The following is a 16,229-nucleotide window of genomic DNA, read 5'->3' as shown; positions in this document are numbered from 1 at the left end:
TATATGTATCTTCACCCAGGATTGGTATGAGTTAGGAACAATACAAAACCAAAGGAGTAAGAGAGAGAATGCGTCTTAAAAAGCTAGTCAGCTATGGAATTTTTGTGGTGTTGCTCGTGATCGGGTTTAGTTTCACTTCAATTGCCCGTGCTTTTGACTATCCACCCCCAACTCAGAAGGTTGCGATCGCTCAACAGACGAGCGATCTTATGTTCAACACATTGTTCGCAGCGCTAACACAGGAGTTCGACGAGACGACGGCAGAAAACGTGGAGCAGGGTAAGCAGTCCATCTCACTGATATTTAACGATCAGAACAAGGATATGCGGTTAGTCGGCACTGTTGGCCCGCTTCGGGAAAACGATCGCCCCAGCGACAACTTTGAGCGTCAGGCAAACGCGCTGGCGCTGGCAGGGCAGGCGTACACATCCGTCCAGCGTGTGGACAATAAATGGTACTATCGACGCTCAATTCCTCTCAGCAACTTCAGGGCGGAGTGTGCATTGTGCCACATCAATTTCAAGCCCGGCCCTACATCAGACCAAGTGGGTGCGCTCATGCTCAGAGTGCCAATCAAGTAGTAAGTGACTTCCAGAAAATAAAATAATTATTGTAAAAAATAGGGAGTCAGTGCTACCGTCGGCAGCACTGACTCCGTGTTTTGTAGTAAATTCAACTATGTATGGCTAGAGTTTTTAATCAATCGAAATCTGCTGAGGACCAGTGGCTTTGCCGTTATGTGCATCCGTTGTGGTGCTGCTGGTGTAACTATTTGAGCGGATCTGTTTATCTAGCCAGCTTTTAACTGGATCATCTGCAAGATTGAGTCGAAGCACACCAGAGAAAAACCCACCCACAAATGAGACTGGATACCGAGTAAATTCTCTGAATATAGGTGACAATTCATCAATGAACATAAAAAGACTCCTGGCACTGCCGTAAAAAATTATTACTTCTTAATTGATCGTAACGTGTTACGGCATTGGGTATGGGGCATTGGGCATGGGGCATGGGACATTGGGTTTAGTAGTTCCCTTGTCTTCTTCATCTCCCCTACTCCCTACTCCCCATTCCCTACTCCCTTATCATTTCGTGTTATGAGCTTGGTTGCTGATCGGGAAACATACACTTATCAGAATCACAACCACTAGGGCCAGCCTCTGTCATTTCGCCTAAATCGTAGCGGCTTAGTACTGCACAGAAATCATCTGTTTTGCGCCGCGCTTTCACCTCTTGAGTTAAGCGCTCGTAGGTTGATTTATTTATTGGTTCAAATGGCAAACGTGGGAATGATTGCAAATCGTCAAAACGCGCTAAAAGAGCCGCTGAAATATATCCTTCATCATTCTGGATGGTTTCGTAAATGCGCTGTCCCAAAGGCTCGATTTCATCAGAGCGAAGTTCCAAAGTAGCTGATGTGTTGTGAGTCACGTACCAACGTTGAACCTGGAGGACAAAATCAAATTGGGCTAAGACTGAAAATTTAGAAACATCAATTTCATCAGCCCCTGGTAAATCAGCCCAAGTCACAGAAACAGGTATTTCCACTAGCCATTCACTCACCCGTGAATCAAAGGGATCGTTAAGCAAATTGCCCTGTTCATCTTTGTCTGATTGAGAGGGAATGATGTTGTAACCATAGTCAATACAAGCTAAGGCTACTGGGTCATTTTTACCGAAGGTGATTCGACGAATAAATCTTTGGGCTTTGGGAGGATGCCACCCTGAACTAGCATTAGTTAATAAAGCTTTAGTGCCACTGGGTTGCACTGTGGTGCAACGATTTGGGCGCTTGAGATTGTGGCGATCGCAATAATCCCAAACCACCCGATGTACAATATCTCTCCAATAAGTTAGGTATTTCTCTTCCTTACGCTTGAAAGCTAATCCTTGTGCAGTTGCTGGTCTTCCTGCTTCCCACCAGCGTAGCCAATCAATGCCAAAAGCATGGACAAAGAAATCAAATAAACCTGTAAAAGAAACTCCGACAATCGGGTCTAATTCACGGCTGTATTGATAGCGTGGTTCTAGGAATTTGTGATTTAAAAGTGCTGCTACAGATAGCGCCCCAGCAGTGAAAGCTTCCTCCTGTTCTTTGTAGTTATGTGGGTCAATTTGATTGAGGTGAACCTCAGACAAATTGCAGTGGAAGTTACTACCGATGATTTCCAGATTTGTTACCCTAGAGGCTTTTTATCCTCTAGTTCTACTGCTTGATTATTTGCAGTAGCTCCGCGTACATTTTGCAGATGTGACTTCAGATAATAAAAGTGTTTTTCACATCCGCCCCCGCACTCTTGGAGAGATTATATTCTAGACACCAATTTTCGATGTAGTCTAGTTTCACTCTCTACGCTGTACGGTGTCAAAGGCTTTTTACTTCCTTTGATTACCACGGGATTAGCATCTCAGCTTTCCCCGTTTTTGCGAGGTTTTTAACGTGAGGCAAAATCAATTACCACACGGATTTAAACCGTAACGAGCTAAACGATGTTCTAGCTCATTAGCATCAAGATTTCGATAACGTTCTTTTAACCACTGTTTTGCTGTTCCTTGTTCATAAGCTTGCAAAAAATTAACTTTCAAAGCTTGTGTTGGCAGCAAATCAATGTTTGATCGCGCTACAGCTTCACCAGCCCATTGAATTGCTCCCTCTCCGCTGTAATATTGTTTGCGGACAGCACCAACACATTCTTCTAAGGTCGGCTTACTGTGAAAAACTCTTGTATGGTTTGCCATTCTGAGTGCATCACGCTCTGGATCGATTCGCCAGTTGCCATTTTCATCTTGCTGCCATAAGTTATCTTTGGCATCGGCAAACAAACTATCTTTGCTAGAACCTTGCCTCATGCCAGCTGATCGCCTAATATTACCGGCAACAATTGTGACAGCAGCTTGATCGATTAATAGACAGCATTCAACTGAATTTAATTGTCGTCCTACAGCTTTATTCAAAATAGAAGCACAACGCTGATAAAGTCCGGGCAATTTTACAGGATTAGCAACTCCTCCAAAGCCGTTGAGAGTTTCTCCTGATTTGCGGACATCACTGATATCAACTAGTACTTCGACTTCTAGTGAAAACTGTTCATCAGTAGAGAGTTCTAATAGGGTTTGATATGATTCAACCCAACCTTCACGGCTATCTCCAACGTGAATAGTGACGTTATTGCCTTCTATATGAGTTTCAGTATATTCACGCCGCTGTTGGACAGGAGTGCTGCCAATTTCACCTTTTACAGTGACATTCAGTTGATTACGAATGGGAGGCAACTGGTTAATAAATTGTGGTTCTAGGACGGCTCCAGTGCCACAACCCATCATTGCCAAATCCATCATTAATCCAAAGGCACTCCAGTCTTCGAGATTGGTAGAAGTGCAATTATAAGCCCCGGAAAAGTTCTTTGGCTTGGTTATCCAGTCTGTACCACCAACCCAGAGCCAGCGCCCACTAGGCATAGCTTTCAAGTTGCGCTGCATCTTATCCAAGATGACAGCTTCTTCTTGAGTTAGCTTTCCCAACTCGACTAAGCCGAGTAGAGTGCGATCGCATACCTCATCCCATGTTTCCCTAAGTCCCGCCTTTGTACGGCGGCTATAGGTTCTAAAAAATACGGGATTAGCAGCCGGTGCAGTTTCTGGAAACCTTGCACTCTGGCGTGTTCTTTCGAGATTCTGAACCATATATTAAGTGTCTTGCGTTCTTCTTGCGTGCGGACAGATTATGACTATACGCCAAGTAGTTTTAGTATTAAAGATTGTCAAATTGTCCACTTTACGCTAGCTATACCCTGCACTAATTACAACAGAAATTTATGATGTATAATATCCCTCACCCTTAAATAGGAGATAGATACTCAGTTTTAATTAGCACTATTAATTTTAAGTAAATTATCTCTATCGCCTCATCTTCAGGCTCTCCCCTTGACGACCTTCGGCAGCAACTAAAGGAAGGTAAAAACTAATACCCCAATTGATATACACAGATATAATAGAAAATTATCTGTGTCCATGTGCGCTGAAAAAAAATTAAAATGATATGGACTCCCCTACATGCAAAAATCCATCGCACAATTCGATCGCGCCACTTATTTGAACGCAATCAACGGCTATTAATCGCTGTCTCCGGCGGACAAGATTCTCTATGTTTAATAAAATTACTTTTAGATTTACAATCCAAATGGGGATGGGATTTAGGTATTGCTCACTGCGATCATCGCTGGCGTTCTGACTCCGAGGCTAATGCTGATCACGTCGAAAACTTAGCTAAAACTTGGGGTATATCTTTTTATTTAGAAACAGCGAACAAGCCTATAAATAGTGAAGCTGCTGCACGCGATTGGCGCTATCAAGCTTTAAATGCGATCGCTCAGGCAAATAATTATCAATATATAGTTACAGGACACACCGCAAGCGATCGCGCCGAAACTCTCCTCTACAATTTAATTCGCGGTACTGGTGCTGATGGTTTACAAGCCCTGACTTGGCAACGCCTTTTAAGTACAGGCATTATGCTAGTGCGTCCACTTTTAGAAATCACTCGTTCACAAACAGAGCAATTTTGTCAAGAATTTAAATTACCAATTTGGGAAGATTCCACCAATCAAGATTTGCAATATGCCCGTAACCGCATTCGCCAAGAATTAATACCATATTTGCGAGATAATTTCAACCCCCAAGTAGAATCAGCCTTAGCCCAAACAGCAGAACTTCTCCAAGCTGAAGTGGAATATTTAGAAGAAGCTGCCCAGGAGTTGCGGGATGAGGCATTGGGCATGGGGCATTGGGCATTGGGCATTGGGGATGAAGGAGATTCGCTTATTCTTCTTCCCTTAAGGTTAAATCGTCGAGTATTGCAGAAGGCACCACTGGCGTTGCAACGTCGGGTGATGCGTCAGGTATTGCAGCAAATACTGACTGATGCCCCTAGTTTTGAACACATCGAAAAATTAAGGGCTTTAATTATAGCGCCTAACCGATCGCAAACCGATCCATTTCCTGGTGGTGCGATCGCTCAAGTAGAAGGCGACTGGATCTGTTTTAAATAGTTATTTAAAGGCTTTTTGTTATCAGAGACGATGCACATTATTAGTTTTAGAATATTAAGAGAATATGCAGAGAACCATTCAGATTGCCAAGAAGCATTAAGCAATTGGTATAAACTTACTACTAAAGCGAAATGGTCAAATTTAGTTGAAGTACAGCAGGTTTTTCCTAAAGATGAAGCTGTTGGTAATTTGACAGTTTTCAATATTAAAGGAAATAAATATCACTTGATTGTTAGTATAGATTATGAATGGCAGTTAATTTATATTAAATATATCCTCAACCATGCAGAATATGATAAGGAGAACTGGAAAAATGACCCTTACTTTTAATCCAGATAAATACAAGGAATTATTAACAGCTTATCTTCCCAAACTTCTAAAGAGTGAAGCTGAAAATGAGCAAGCTTTAGGGATAGTGGAAGATTTAATGCACCGGGAACGCACCCCAGAAGAAGACGAACTTTATCAGTTATTAATTACTTTAATTGAAAAGTTTGAACAAGAATATTATCAGCCAAGCCAGCAGAATAATCCTGCATCTATGTTGTTATTTATTTTAGAAGAATCTGAGAGAAGTAGAGATGATTTAGTATCAGTTTTAGGGACAGAAGATTTGGTTGATAATATTTTAAATGGACAAGAGAAGATAAATACAGAACAAGCTCGTAAGCTGGGAGAGTTTTTTCATGTAGAACCTAGTTTATTTATAGAGTAATAATTAAGCTCGTAGTTCGTACTTGGACTTTAGCTAGGCTAAAGCCCAAATACTTGTTAAGATGCTAGTAATTCTGGCTGAGGCATTAAACTTTGGAGAGTATGACGCAACTGAGCGATCGCTTGGACTTGATAATCACCAGTTTCCTGGAATTGATCTAAAGATTCTCCAATTCCTTGCAGCTTTTGCCGTAATCCATCTAGAGAATCCTGAATTGGTTGTAGTGCTTCTTGATAAAGATTTACTCGACCATAGTATTCAACAGTTGTTCTTCGTAAGGATAGCAAATTTTCCTCAATCGTTTTCAGTTCTTGGCGCTTTTCATCTAGATCGTGAGTTTGATTGTCAATCATTCCCTGATTTAGCTCAAGACCAGAACGAATCTGCTCAATTTCACGTTCCAGCTTTTGGATTTCCTGTGAATATTGTTGTCGCTGGGTTTCAATTTGTAAGAGAATCGGTTCTAAATTAATTTTGTTGTTACTTTCTTCTTCAGTAACAGTATGTCCTTGCCGCCGTAGCAGTACAGCTTGATGTTGCTTAAGAAACTTCTGATGCTGTAGCATATTGCGGCGTTGTCCCACCAAACTGGAATTTAGCATCTGATAAAGGTCTTTTTCATCCGTTAGTTCCAGTTCCAAATTGATGTGGTCATGGTCAGATGCGTGATTTAATTTAGTTTGGAGTTGTTCTATAGCTTCTTGTTTATATTTCAGTTCTTGTTCTTGATCGTGAACAAAGCTAGCGTCGATTTCTAACTTATGCTGCAAGTCTTGCACTATCTTTTGTAGTTCTTCTAAAGGCATTTTATCCAAAGCCCCCACATCAGCTTGCTTGCCGAGAACTACGTCACCAGATGTTGCAGCTAAAGAGTGAATCTGTTGATATAACTCTTCGGCGTTTCGTAACTGCTCTTTGACGATCCGAGCATACTCTTGCTTACTGGTAAGGTCTGCTGTATTTATTTGCAATTGTGCTGTTTGCTGAACTAGAGAATTTTGCGCTTCTTGCAATGCATTTTGGCGATCGCTAAAAGTTTGTGATAAACGCTCAACTTCTTCTTGCTGTTGTACGATCGCAATTTTTTGCTCCTCCAGTTTTTGCCAGTGTGGGGTAAGAGTCGCTTGCTGCTTTTCGACCAATTCAAAGGCTAGATGCAGGTGTTCTCTAACTGTTTCCGTAGGAGTAACACGACTAGACAAGCGATCGAGTAACTCACTCATTACTCGACTTTGCTCCTCATCCAAAACCGTCCCTTGTTGAAAATCCGCTTGGCGTTCTTCCAGGCGACGCTGCTCACCCCGTAAATGCTCCCAAGCGCCTTCCAACTCTTGGCGGTTGCGCTCAATTTCTGCTTGTAATCGTTCAATTTCCTGGCGGGAGGTGTCAACTTCCTGTTTTTGCTCCTCTAGGTGTTGTACCTCATCCTCCAATTGCTGCAACTGTTCTGCTCGTACCTCCATGTCCATTTCACGGCGATTCAACTCTTGCGCCTGAAATGTTAGTGACTGTTTCCACTGATCGATCTCATCTTCCTTGAGTTTAAATTTCTCCAACTGGCGGGAAAAATTCTGCAAAATGTTGACGAGTGGACGCCCTGCTTCTTGAATCCGCTGCACTTGACGATTCGGATTCAGTTCAACCAATACCAAAGCACCATCATTTAATTTGCTTGCGTCCTCAGCGGCAATCACTTCTTCCGACACAGTACTCCAATTCTGGTCAGTTCGCTGACAAGCTAGCAGTTTCAGTTCGGTTTTGCCACCGCCACTGAGTAAACCACCTTTCTGTTTTTGTACTTCTGCTAAATACAGCACACCGTTAGTCCTTTATTGATGCACTTAAAGTTCATGTTTTGAGATATACCTTAAATAATTCTGTTAACTTGTCTTACTGAACCAAGGTTAAGGAGAACAAGACAGACAAAACTATAGACGCAAGATGTTACGTCTTGATACTTATAGAAGCGACCTGGTCGCGCCTTTATATTTTGTACTGATGACAGTGATGATGACTTCCGTGTTAACACTAGCTTTGTCAAAGTGTATTACGAAAGATGAAGGTTTATAGTTTAATGTATTCCCTAATGAAAATCAGAACAGAGTAAAAATCTTTTCAATACTCCATAATCAGTACTTAAAGAAGAAGTCATAATTCACGATTCAGAATTCAGCAATACTAAGGAGTACTTTTTAGCTAAATGCAGGGAAATTTAAATGAAATTGATATTTGCAGTATTCTGCAATTGATTGAATTGGGACAGCGAACTGGGCAACTATGGGTGGAAGCTTATAGCTCTCACCAAAACAATAAACTGGGTGGAGATGGAGCAAACATTTATCGCCCTAAACAACAGTCTTGGTTCGTTTTTTTCCTTAATGGTCAAATTATCTATTGCCAAGAAGGCGAGAGTAGTTTATCCAGAATTAGCGATTATTTACGTCATTATCGAGTTGAGATGCGACTCACCGACAAACAAATTGTCTCACTACCACCAACCGACGCGCCAGAGTATGCCTATCTTTGGGCACTCTTGGAGCGGAATATCATCAACCCAAAGATAGCTGGTAGTATCATTTACGGTTTAGTGCATGAAACTCTCTTTGACCTGCTGAGTTTACGTCAAGGTAACTTCATTTTCCATCAAGGTGCGGCACTTGCCCCGCAATTAAACACTTTTGAGATTGCTCCATTTGTGACAAAAATTACCAAGCAGCTGCAAGAGTGGAAGCAACTCTATCCACACATTCAGTCTCCAGAACAATTGCCAGTGCTCTCTGACAAAGTTCAGCTACAATCTTCTTTACCAGAAGCAACCGTCAGTAAGCTACAACATTGGGCTGATGGTAAAACATCCTTGCGACAACTGGCTCGCCATCTCAACCGAGACATTTTGACAGTCGCTAAGGCAATATATCCTTATGTGCAACAAAGTTGGCTACAACTAGTATATTCAGAGACTAATCAACCCGATACACACACGGATAGCTGGGAATTGAAGGGAAAACCGATGGGGCGGATAGTATGTATTGACGATGCGATCGCCATCGGTGAGACTATAAATTCCATCTTACAACCACAAGGTTATGAAGCGATCGCTCTTACCAATCCCTTAGAGGCACTGAGTCTGGTTTTTCAACTAAAACCGGATTTAATTTTATGCGACATTGCTATGTCGGAATTGGAAGGATACGAGGTTTGCGCCATGCTGCGACATTCAACAGCATTTCGGCTCACACCGATTATCATGCTTACTGGGAAAGATGGGTTTATGGATAGAGTCAAAGCTAGGATGGTCGGGGCAACAGATTATTTGACAAAACCGTTTACAGACAATGAGTTACTGATGCTCGTAGAGAAATATATCAACAACCAATGAAAATTGGGCATGGGACATGGGGCATTAGGAAAGAGGAGGCAGAAGGCAGAAGGCAGAAGTTCTTTAATTTTGAATTTTGAATTGATTTCTCCCTCATCTCCCTCATCTATGGGGCATATAAAGAGATCAAAGATTTGTTGATCTACTAAAAGATGAGTTAAAAGATGTTATCACAGAGTCAGTTAACTGAGTGAAACGTCAATCTACGGGAAAATAGTGAAGACATAAAATTAATTTATACAGTTAATACTTGCGGAGGAATCAGGGAATGTTCCAATTAGGAACGTCTAAATCAGGAGGTAAATAGACACTTATGAGCACAGTTCTGATTGTAGAAGACAGTATCGCGCAAAGGGAGATGATTACAGACCTCCTGAAAGCAACTGGCCTAACAGTTACCCATGCTAGTGATGGATTAGAAGCATTAGAGGCAATTCAAATAGCACCTCCAGATTTAGTGGTATTAGATATTGTCATGCCCCGAATGAACGGCTACGAAGTTTGTCGGCGGTTAAAATCCGATCCAAAAACCCAAAATGTCCCAGTGGTTATGTGTTCTTCCAAAGGCGAAGAATTTGATCGCTATTGGGGCATGAAGCAGGGTGCAGACGCTTACATAGCCAAACCGTTTCAACCAACCGAGTTGGTAGGAACAGTCAAACAACTGCTGCGAGGATAAGGATAAAAACAACATGGTCAGCAAACCGGACTTTTTAAGTGGCAGCGGTCAAGACCACTTTCGACCAGAATTACAAGTAGAAAGTCCTGAAGGTGAGTTACATTTGAGGTTTTACATTCCCTCGCATCAGGAGTTTGCACTACAAGCAACTGGCATCCGAGAGGTAATTGAACTAAGTCCTGATAGAATCACCCCGATTCCTAATGCTTCTCCTTTACTTTTGGGTACTCTAAATTTACGAGGTCGAGTTATTTGGGTGGCCGATTTGGGTCAATTTCTGGGGGAAGCAAGTGCATTAAACACGGATAGAGCTGAAATTTCGGTGATTGCCATTGAAGAGCAAGACACAATAGTAGGTTTAGCAGTAGAGGAAATCGGTGGTATGGACTGGTTGGATGTCCAGAATCTTATGCCACCAACTAGTGTTCCAGATACGATGGCTCCCTTTTTACGTGGAGAGTGGTCATTAGGTGCTAAAAATAACCAGTGTCTACGACTGCTCGATCAAATGGCAATTGTACGAAGTGCTAGGTGGGCAGGATGAAATTGGAGGAGGAAATGGCAGCAAGTATTGATAATTACGAGCCAACATATCAACAGGCGATGACCGCCTATGTTCAAAGAAATTATGAGGTTGCGGCCACTTTAGTCGATCAAGTGGTGCAAAATTTACCAGATGACCCCAATACCCATTTGTTGCGGGGTCACATCTACTATGTTTTACAGCAGTACGATGTAGCAAAAGAAGAATATCAACAGGTATTAGGCTTGACTAACGATCAAGAAATTATTGGTTTTGCCAAGAATGGAATTGACAATATCAATCAATATTTAGAGTCATTTAGTGGGCAGATCGATCCATTAGAAAATCAAGAGGAAATAAATTCCTCAGAGATATCTGATCCACTGGCATATAGCAAACCAGAATTAGAAGATTTAAGCGCTAATCAGGAGTTTGACAGCGAGAACCTTGATTTTAACTTTTTTGGAGAGCATCAAGAAAGTATGAATGGCGTTGAAGATACATCTTCAAAAAGCCCATTTGATATACCCACAGAAGATAGTATTGGAACAGAAAAAATCTCAGATTCTTCTATAGCTTTTGGTGACGACCCTTTTGCCATCAATGAAGAATCACAGGAAGAAGAGTCAAATAAAAACTGGGAGGAAAACACAGAATTAGAGTTGCCTGCTTTTTGGCAGGAAGGTATCTCAGAAGAAATTCTCGAAGAATCATTAGCAAATAGTCAATTCTCAGATAATGGGATAAATTATCCTCACGAAAATTCAACTATTGACAATAATAACTCTTCATCTAATTTCCAACCTGTCCAACCTGGTAATAGCGAGAATAATTACCCTGATTTGTTGAGTGAGGCAAAGTCTCCAGAGGAGAGTATTGGAAAATTAGAATACAAAAAATCTCGTTTTGGAGACGAAACTTTACTGATTGTTTCAGAAGATCTAAGAAATGATTCGCCAACAACAAATAAGTCGGAATACGGCAGTCAATATAACTTGTCTGAAACCGAATCGCATAACTGGTTAACACCAAAGGAAGTAGAGATAGAATCAGATTTTCAGCCGAATATACCTGATAATGAATCATCTTTTAATAGTAACTTTTATCAGAAGGAAAAGCAGTTTAAATCAGGTGAATTAATCGGGAAAAATAGCTTTGATGACGATGAAAATTTTGATATGGAAGCGTTTGAGTCTGCCTTTGGCTCAGAGAGTTTAAACTCTTATGAAGATTCAAGCAATATACTGAATGGAGAAAATTCTAAGAGTAATATCGAGTTTTTAGATGACTTTGAGGAATTTGACGATTTAGGCAATATTCCAGGGTTTGACCTGATCGAAGGAGATTCTAACTTCGGTAATGCAGCAATGCATTCTGCTCCAGCAGAAACTAGTGACACTGGACGCCCTCAAGTAGCGGAGGCTTTTCCAAGTAATTCAGCCGATCGCGAAGAGGAACTGTTCTCAATGACTGGTTCCCATGAAGCCGTTCCAGTCTTTAGCCAAACAGATATCTCGAAACTAGAACCCAACGTCAGCATCGAGCAGGGATGGTTAGCACCATTAGAAAATGCCTCCATCGAACGGAAACAATGGCTAATTGCTGGAAGTGTGGGCATTGTCTCAGCGTTGGTTGTAGCCACAGTTAGCTTTGTCGCCACCACATTTTCGCCACCCCAACAACGAGAATCAGTACGAAACACAGGTTGGGCAATGTCACTAGCCGCGGGGATTGCAGGTTTTGCTACCGCAGGCTTCATGGGGAATCTCGCGCTTAAACAAATTCGGCGCACAACTGATGATCTCCAAGCTCAGTTTGAGGCTGTACGTCAAGGAAATCTGAATGCTCAAGCCACAGTGTTTTCCGAAGATGAATTGGGGCATTTAGCCACTGGCTTTAATGAAATGGCGCGGGTAATTTTCACAACCACAAGTGAAGCCCAACGCAAAGCCGATGAACAAGAGGAAGCCAAAGAAAACCTGCAACGTCAGGTGATTCGTTTGTTGGATGATGTGGAAGGAGCGGCTAGAGGCGATTTAACAGTTCAAGCGGAAGTGACAGCTGACGTACTGGGAGCCGTAGCTGACGCCTTTAACCTAACAATTCAAAACCTGCGGGATATCGTTCAACAGGTAAAAGTGGCGGCGAAGGATGTGACAAAAGGTGCAACCAACTCCGAAACCTTTGCAAGAGCCTTATCTAGTGATGCTTTGCGGCAAGCAGAAGAGTTGGCAGTAACGCTGAATTCTGTACAGGTAATGACTGATTCGATTCAGCGGGTAGCAGAGGCGGCGCGGGAAGCTGAAACCGTTGCTCGTGATGCTAGTACGATCGCTCTCAAAGGTGGCGAAGCAGTAGAAAATACCGTAGCAGGCATTTTAGAAATTCGAGAAACCGTTGCCGAAACCACTCGCAAAGTGAAGCGGTTGGCGGAATCTTCCCAAGAAATTTCTAAAATTGTGGCGTTGATTTCTCAAATTGCTTCGAGAACAAACTTGCTGGCACTCAATGCTAGTATTGAGGCGGCAAGAGCCGGAGAAGCAGGACGCGGGTTTGCGATCGTTGCAGATGAAGTGCGCCAGCTAGCAGATAAATCTGCTAAATCCCTGAAGGAAATTGAACAAATTGTGATGCAAATCCAAAGCGAAACAGGCTCAGTAATGACTGCGATGGAAGAAGGCACACAACAAGTAATTAAAGGGACAAAATTGGCAGAAGATGCGAAGCGATCGCTCGAAAACATTATTCAAGTAGCGAATCGCATCGATATTCTTGTGCGATCTATTACTAGCGACACTGTGGAACAAACGGAAACCTCCCGCGCCGTCGCTCATGTAATGCAATCAGTAGAACTGACCGCCCAAGAAACTTCCCAAGAAGCACAGCGAGTTTCAGGTGCTCTACAACACTTAGTAGGTGTATCCCGTGACTTGATCGCCTCCGTTGAACGTTTCCGAGTGGAAACTATGGAAACCAGATAAAAAAGTTAGGAGTTAGGAGTGAGGAGTTAGAAATAAAAATCACAACTCACATCTTACAACTCATAACTCATAATTCATAACTCATAACTCATAACTCATAACTCATAACTTTTGCTATGCTGCCGGAACAACAACAGCGGATTTTGGGTTACTTTATCGAAGAAGCCAGGGATCACCTGAATACCATTGAGCAGGGCTTGCTGAATTTAGAGGGTACCCTGAACGACCCGGAAATGATCAGTGAGGTCTTCCGGGCGGCTCACTCCATCAAAGGAGGAGCGGCGATGCTTGGATTGACTAGCATCCAGCATACCTCCCACCGTCTGGAAGATTGTTTCAAAATTCTCAAAGATAATCCGGTTCAGATTGACCAAAAGTTAGAGTCTTTATTTCTTGGTGTCTCTGATACCCTAAAATCGCTGTTAGAGCATTTGAGTGGGCCTTATGGTCTTTCTGAAGATGCAGCTAATACTTTGATGTCAGAAACTGAGCCAGTCTTTCAATGGCTGTATCAGCATCTGGAACTACTTGTAGAACAAGCAAAGAGTGGAGTAGCCAGCAGTTCTGACACAACAGAACTTACAACCTCTATAGAGAATGTCTCCACACTTACAGAAATTTTCATGCGGCGAGATATTCCCGATCTGGCAGAAGACACCCCTCAGGAATCTCCAGACTCGGTAGTACCCCACGAGGCGCTAGACGCTCGCGGACTCGCTAACACTGGGCTAGACGCTCGTGGACTCGCTAACGCTGGGCTAGACGCTCGTGGACTCGCTAACGCTGGGCTAGACGCTCGTGGACTCGCTAACGCTGGGCTATCGCCAGTCGCCGCTAAAGAAAATAATAACTGGAGCGAGTTTCAAGCCCAAGTGCTGCAAACACTGCGGGAAATGTTGCAATTATTTAAGCAAACTACAACACCTTCAACTCGGCAAAACCTCCAGCAATGCTGTCACCAGTTAGTCAAACTTGGTGAAACTTGGAATTTGCCCAAATGGTGTGGTTTATGTCAAGCAGCAGCCAGTGCGATCGGCAATCCTGAAAATACTTATCTGACTTTAGCTAAAATCGTCATTACCGAAATCAAACAAGCTCAAGAATTAGTCCTGCAAGGTAGAGAAGCCGAAATTGCAATTAGTCAGCAACTAGAAGCACTTTTGAGCTTTGCAGAAATTGAGTTATTAGAAATTACCCCTGATTTGTTTGATGAACAATCTGCGGCTTTCACAGAATCAGAGCCAATTCTATCTGGTAACACCAAGGCGTTAGCCCAGACAACTGAAGAACTAAATCTAGACAAAGATAGTAGCGATCACCCCTCCCTTCAGTTACAAGGAATACCACTAAACGAAAGTAGAAACACTAGTCTTACTTTCACCACACATGACGAAGCACATCCAATCAGTAACAATCTTGATCCCAATGGGCCAGAGGTAGGAATAGCTGAGTTAAATACCCTTGCCGATTTATTTGACGGTGAGACTCCCGAACTAGATGAAAGTTGGCATCAAGAAGAAACCTTAGATATTGTTGCTATCGATGACTTTGGAATTGATTTGAGCAGCACTGAGGCTGAAGACGCTCATAACGATTTATCTGACTTACTCTCTTTTAATGAAGATATAAGCAACGGGCTACACCCAATAACCACAGGCACAACAGAAGATTTATCCCTGTTATTTGGCGATCATTTCCTAGAAAAAGATAATTCAGAACCTCAAAATCAACAAACATCTGCTACGCCTCTAGAGTTGAGCGATATTAACGAATTTGAGCTAAATTTAGACTCATCTTCTTCCGAAATTTTACAAGAATTTATTGATATTTCTAGTGATACAAACCAGACTACTAGCGAGATTGTCCAAAATAGTGTAGTCGAAGATTTATTGACACTGGGGTTAGATGATGATGAACTATTGCCAACAAGCAAAGTCACTCAATCAGAAACTGAGCCGTTCACCAGTGTGGAACTATCTACTAACCAACAAAACAATTTTGATAACTTATTCTTAGAAACTAAAAATGCAAATTGGGTAGAACAAATTATCCCTAGTGACTACATAGAATTACCTCAGCCAACAGACTTGTCTTTGGACAACTTGTTTGCTGAAATGGAAGAACAGCCACAACTATCGACAAGTAACCCAGAAATCAGTGATTTATTTGATACACCTCCAGTAACAGAACCTGAGTTTTCTCAATCAGAAAACGATCTGAGCAACTTCTGGAACCAGGAAACCACAGAGGAAAAGGACGAATTCGATTCCTTAATTGAGCAGAATGTGGAAAGGGCGTTAGATGAAAGTTTGTTTACTGCGGGGGCTGATGACATTTTTGCTGATAATCAGCAGTCCATACCTTCTCCTATAGCCAATTTTGATATAGAAGAAGATTTTGATATCAATTTCCAGCATCAAGAACAGCTAGATTTGATATTATCATCAGATTATGGAGATAATTTATTTGATGAATTAACATCAAGTAGCTTAACTATTTCTCCTATAATCAACGATACCTCCACGCCGGAAACGCCTTTATTCTCGCAGCATCCGGGGGAAGAAATTCTCAGACCGCAACAACCAGAATCTTTAGATTTTGTTCCAGAATTTACTAATCAGACCCCAGATATATCTGCTGTTGATCTGGAAGTTAATTCATTAGGCTCTTTTGATGAGAATCCGCAACTTCTGTTTGAAGATGTTGCTACAAATGAATTGACCTATATTCAGATGGAAACCACAGAAAATACTGTGGATGAACTATCAGAAACTATCAGTTTTGGGGAAAATTCAGATTCAGCGCCACCCGAAGCACAGCCAAGTGAATTGTTCGGTTTTTTCGATGAGAATCCACAACTGCTGTTTGAAGATGTCGCTACAAATGAATTGACCTATATTCAGA

At 42.0% G+C, this 16,229-nt stretch carries 11 protein-coding genes and 2 pseudogenes; 9 read left to right on the top strand and 4 right to left on the bottom strand.

The window, feature by feature from the left end; genetic code table 11:
• The first annotated feature begins 68 nt into the window (after nt 1-68).
• Entirely contained in the window at nt 69-581 is a 513-nt protein-coding gene (locus HWQ40_RS31270) for a hypothetical protein (protein WP_292785741.1), read from the top strand.
• Between the two features lie 114 nt (nt 582-695).
• Here HWQ40_RS31270 and HWQ40_RS31265 read toward each other — a convergent pair whose 3' ends face one another.
• The 3 genes and pseudogenes from HWQ40_RS31265 to nrdJ (HWQ40_RS31255) all read right to left on the bottom strand — a co-directional run.
• The gene (locus HWQ40_RS31265) at nt 696-917 is read right to left on the bottom strand and encodes a hypothetical protein (protein WP_292785740.1); all 222 of its coding nucleotides are present in this window, start codon (nt 915-917) and stop codon (nt 696-698) included.
• A gap of 178 nt (nt 918-1,095) precedes the next feature.
• Nucleotides 1,096-2,169 (bottom strand): annotated as a pseudogene (nrdJ, locus tag HWQ40_RS31260) (ribonucleoside-triphosphate reductase, adenosylcobalamin-dependent); the annotation flags it as partial.
• Nucleotides 2,170-2,457: 288 nt separating this feature from the next.
• Nucleotides 2,458-3,684, bottom strand: a pseudogene (nrdJ, locus tag HWQ40_RS31255) (ribonucleoside-triphosphate reductase, adenosylcobalamin-dependent); the annotation flags it as partial.
• Between the two features lie 350 nt (nt 3,685-4,034).
• Between nrdJ (HWQ40_RS31255) and tilS the strand changes: the two are divergent.
• From tilS to HWQ40_RS31240, 3 genes are read left to right on the top strand one after another with little or no spacing between them, the layout of a single operon-like run.
• Entirely contained in the window at nt 4,035-5,048 is a 1,014-nt protein-coding gene (gene tilS, locus HWQ40_RS31250) for a tRNA lysidine(34) synthetase TilS (protein ID WP_292785738.1), read from the top strand.
• 30 nt (nt 5,049-5,078) lie between these two features.
• Nucleotides 5,079-5,378, top strand: coding sequence for a type II toxin-antitoxin system HigB family toxin (locus HWQ40_RS31245; protein WP_292785737.1), 300 nt, complete (start codon nt 5,079-5,081; stop codon nt 5,376-5,378).
• On the top strand, nt 5,362-5,763 hold the full coding sequence (locus tag HWQ40_RS31240; RefSeq protein ID WP_292785736.1) for a hypothetical protein: 402 nt from the start codon (nt 5,362-5,364) through the stop codon (nt 5,761-5,763). Before HWQ40_RS31245 ends, HWQ40_RS31240 begins: the two co-directional genes overlap by 17 nt.
• A 56-nt stretch (nt 5,764-5,819) precedes the next feature.
• Here the strand turns inward: HWQ40_RS31240 and hmpF are convergent, their stop codons facing one another.
• On the bottom strand, nt 5,820-7,580 hold the full coding sequence (hmpF, locus tag HWQ40_RS31235) for a pilus motility taxis protein HmpF (RefSeq protein ID WP_292785735.1): 1,761 nt from the start codon (nt 7,578-7,580) through the stop codon (nt 5,820-5,822).
• Nucleotides 7,581-7,963: 383 nt separating this feature from the next.
• On the opposite strand from hmpF, the gene HWQ40_RS31230 reads away from it, so the two are divergent.
• The 5 genes from HWQ40_RS31230 to HWQ40_RS31210 all read left to right on the top strand — a co-directional run.
• Nucleotides 7,964-9,142, top strand: coding sequence for a response regulator (locus HWQ40_RS31230; RefSeq protein ID WP_292785734.1), 1,179 nt, complete (start codon nt 7,964-7,966; stop codon nt 9,140-9,142).
• Between the two features lie 313 nt (nt 9,143-9,455).
• A complete protein-coding gene (locus HWQ40_RS31225; RefSeq protein WP_069073698.1) occupies nt 9,456-9,821 on the top strand; it encodes a response regulator in 366 nt (121 codons plus the stop codon).
• A gap of 13 nt (nt 9,822-9,834) precedes the next feature.
• Nucleotides 9,835-10,365, top strand: a complete 531-nt coding sequence (locus tag HWQ40_RS31220; protein ID WP_194045023.1) for a chemotaxis protein CheW — start codon at nt 9,835-9,837, stop codon at nt 10,363-10,365.
• A gap of 14 nt (nt 10,366-10,379) precedes the next feature.
• Nucleotides 10,380-13,325 carry a methyl-accepting chemotaxis protein gene (locus HWQ40_RS31215; protein WP_292785732.1) on the top strand — a complete coding sequence of 982 codons (2,946 nt, stop codon included), beginning with the start codon at nt 10,380-10,382 and terminating at the stop codon, nt 13,323-13,325.
• Nucleotides 13,326-13,441: 116 nt separating this feature from the next.
• Nucleotides 13,442-16,229 (top strand): Hpt domain-containing protein (locus tag HWQ40_RS31210; RefSeq protein WP_292785731.1); only part of this gene is annotated, 2,788 nt, incomplete at its 3' end.

Origin of the sequence: Nostoc sp. NMS9, assembly GCF_017114995.1 — a bacterium.
Classification (GTDB): Bacteria; Cyanobacteriota; Cyanobacteriia; order Cyanobacteriales; family Nostocaceae; genus Nostoc.
This window is presented reverse-complemented; position numbering and strand designations above follow the sequence as displayed.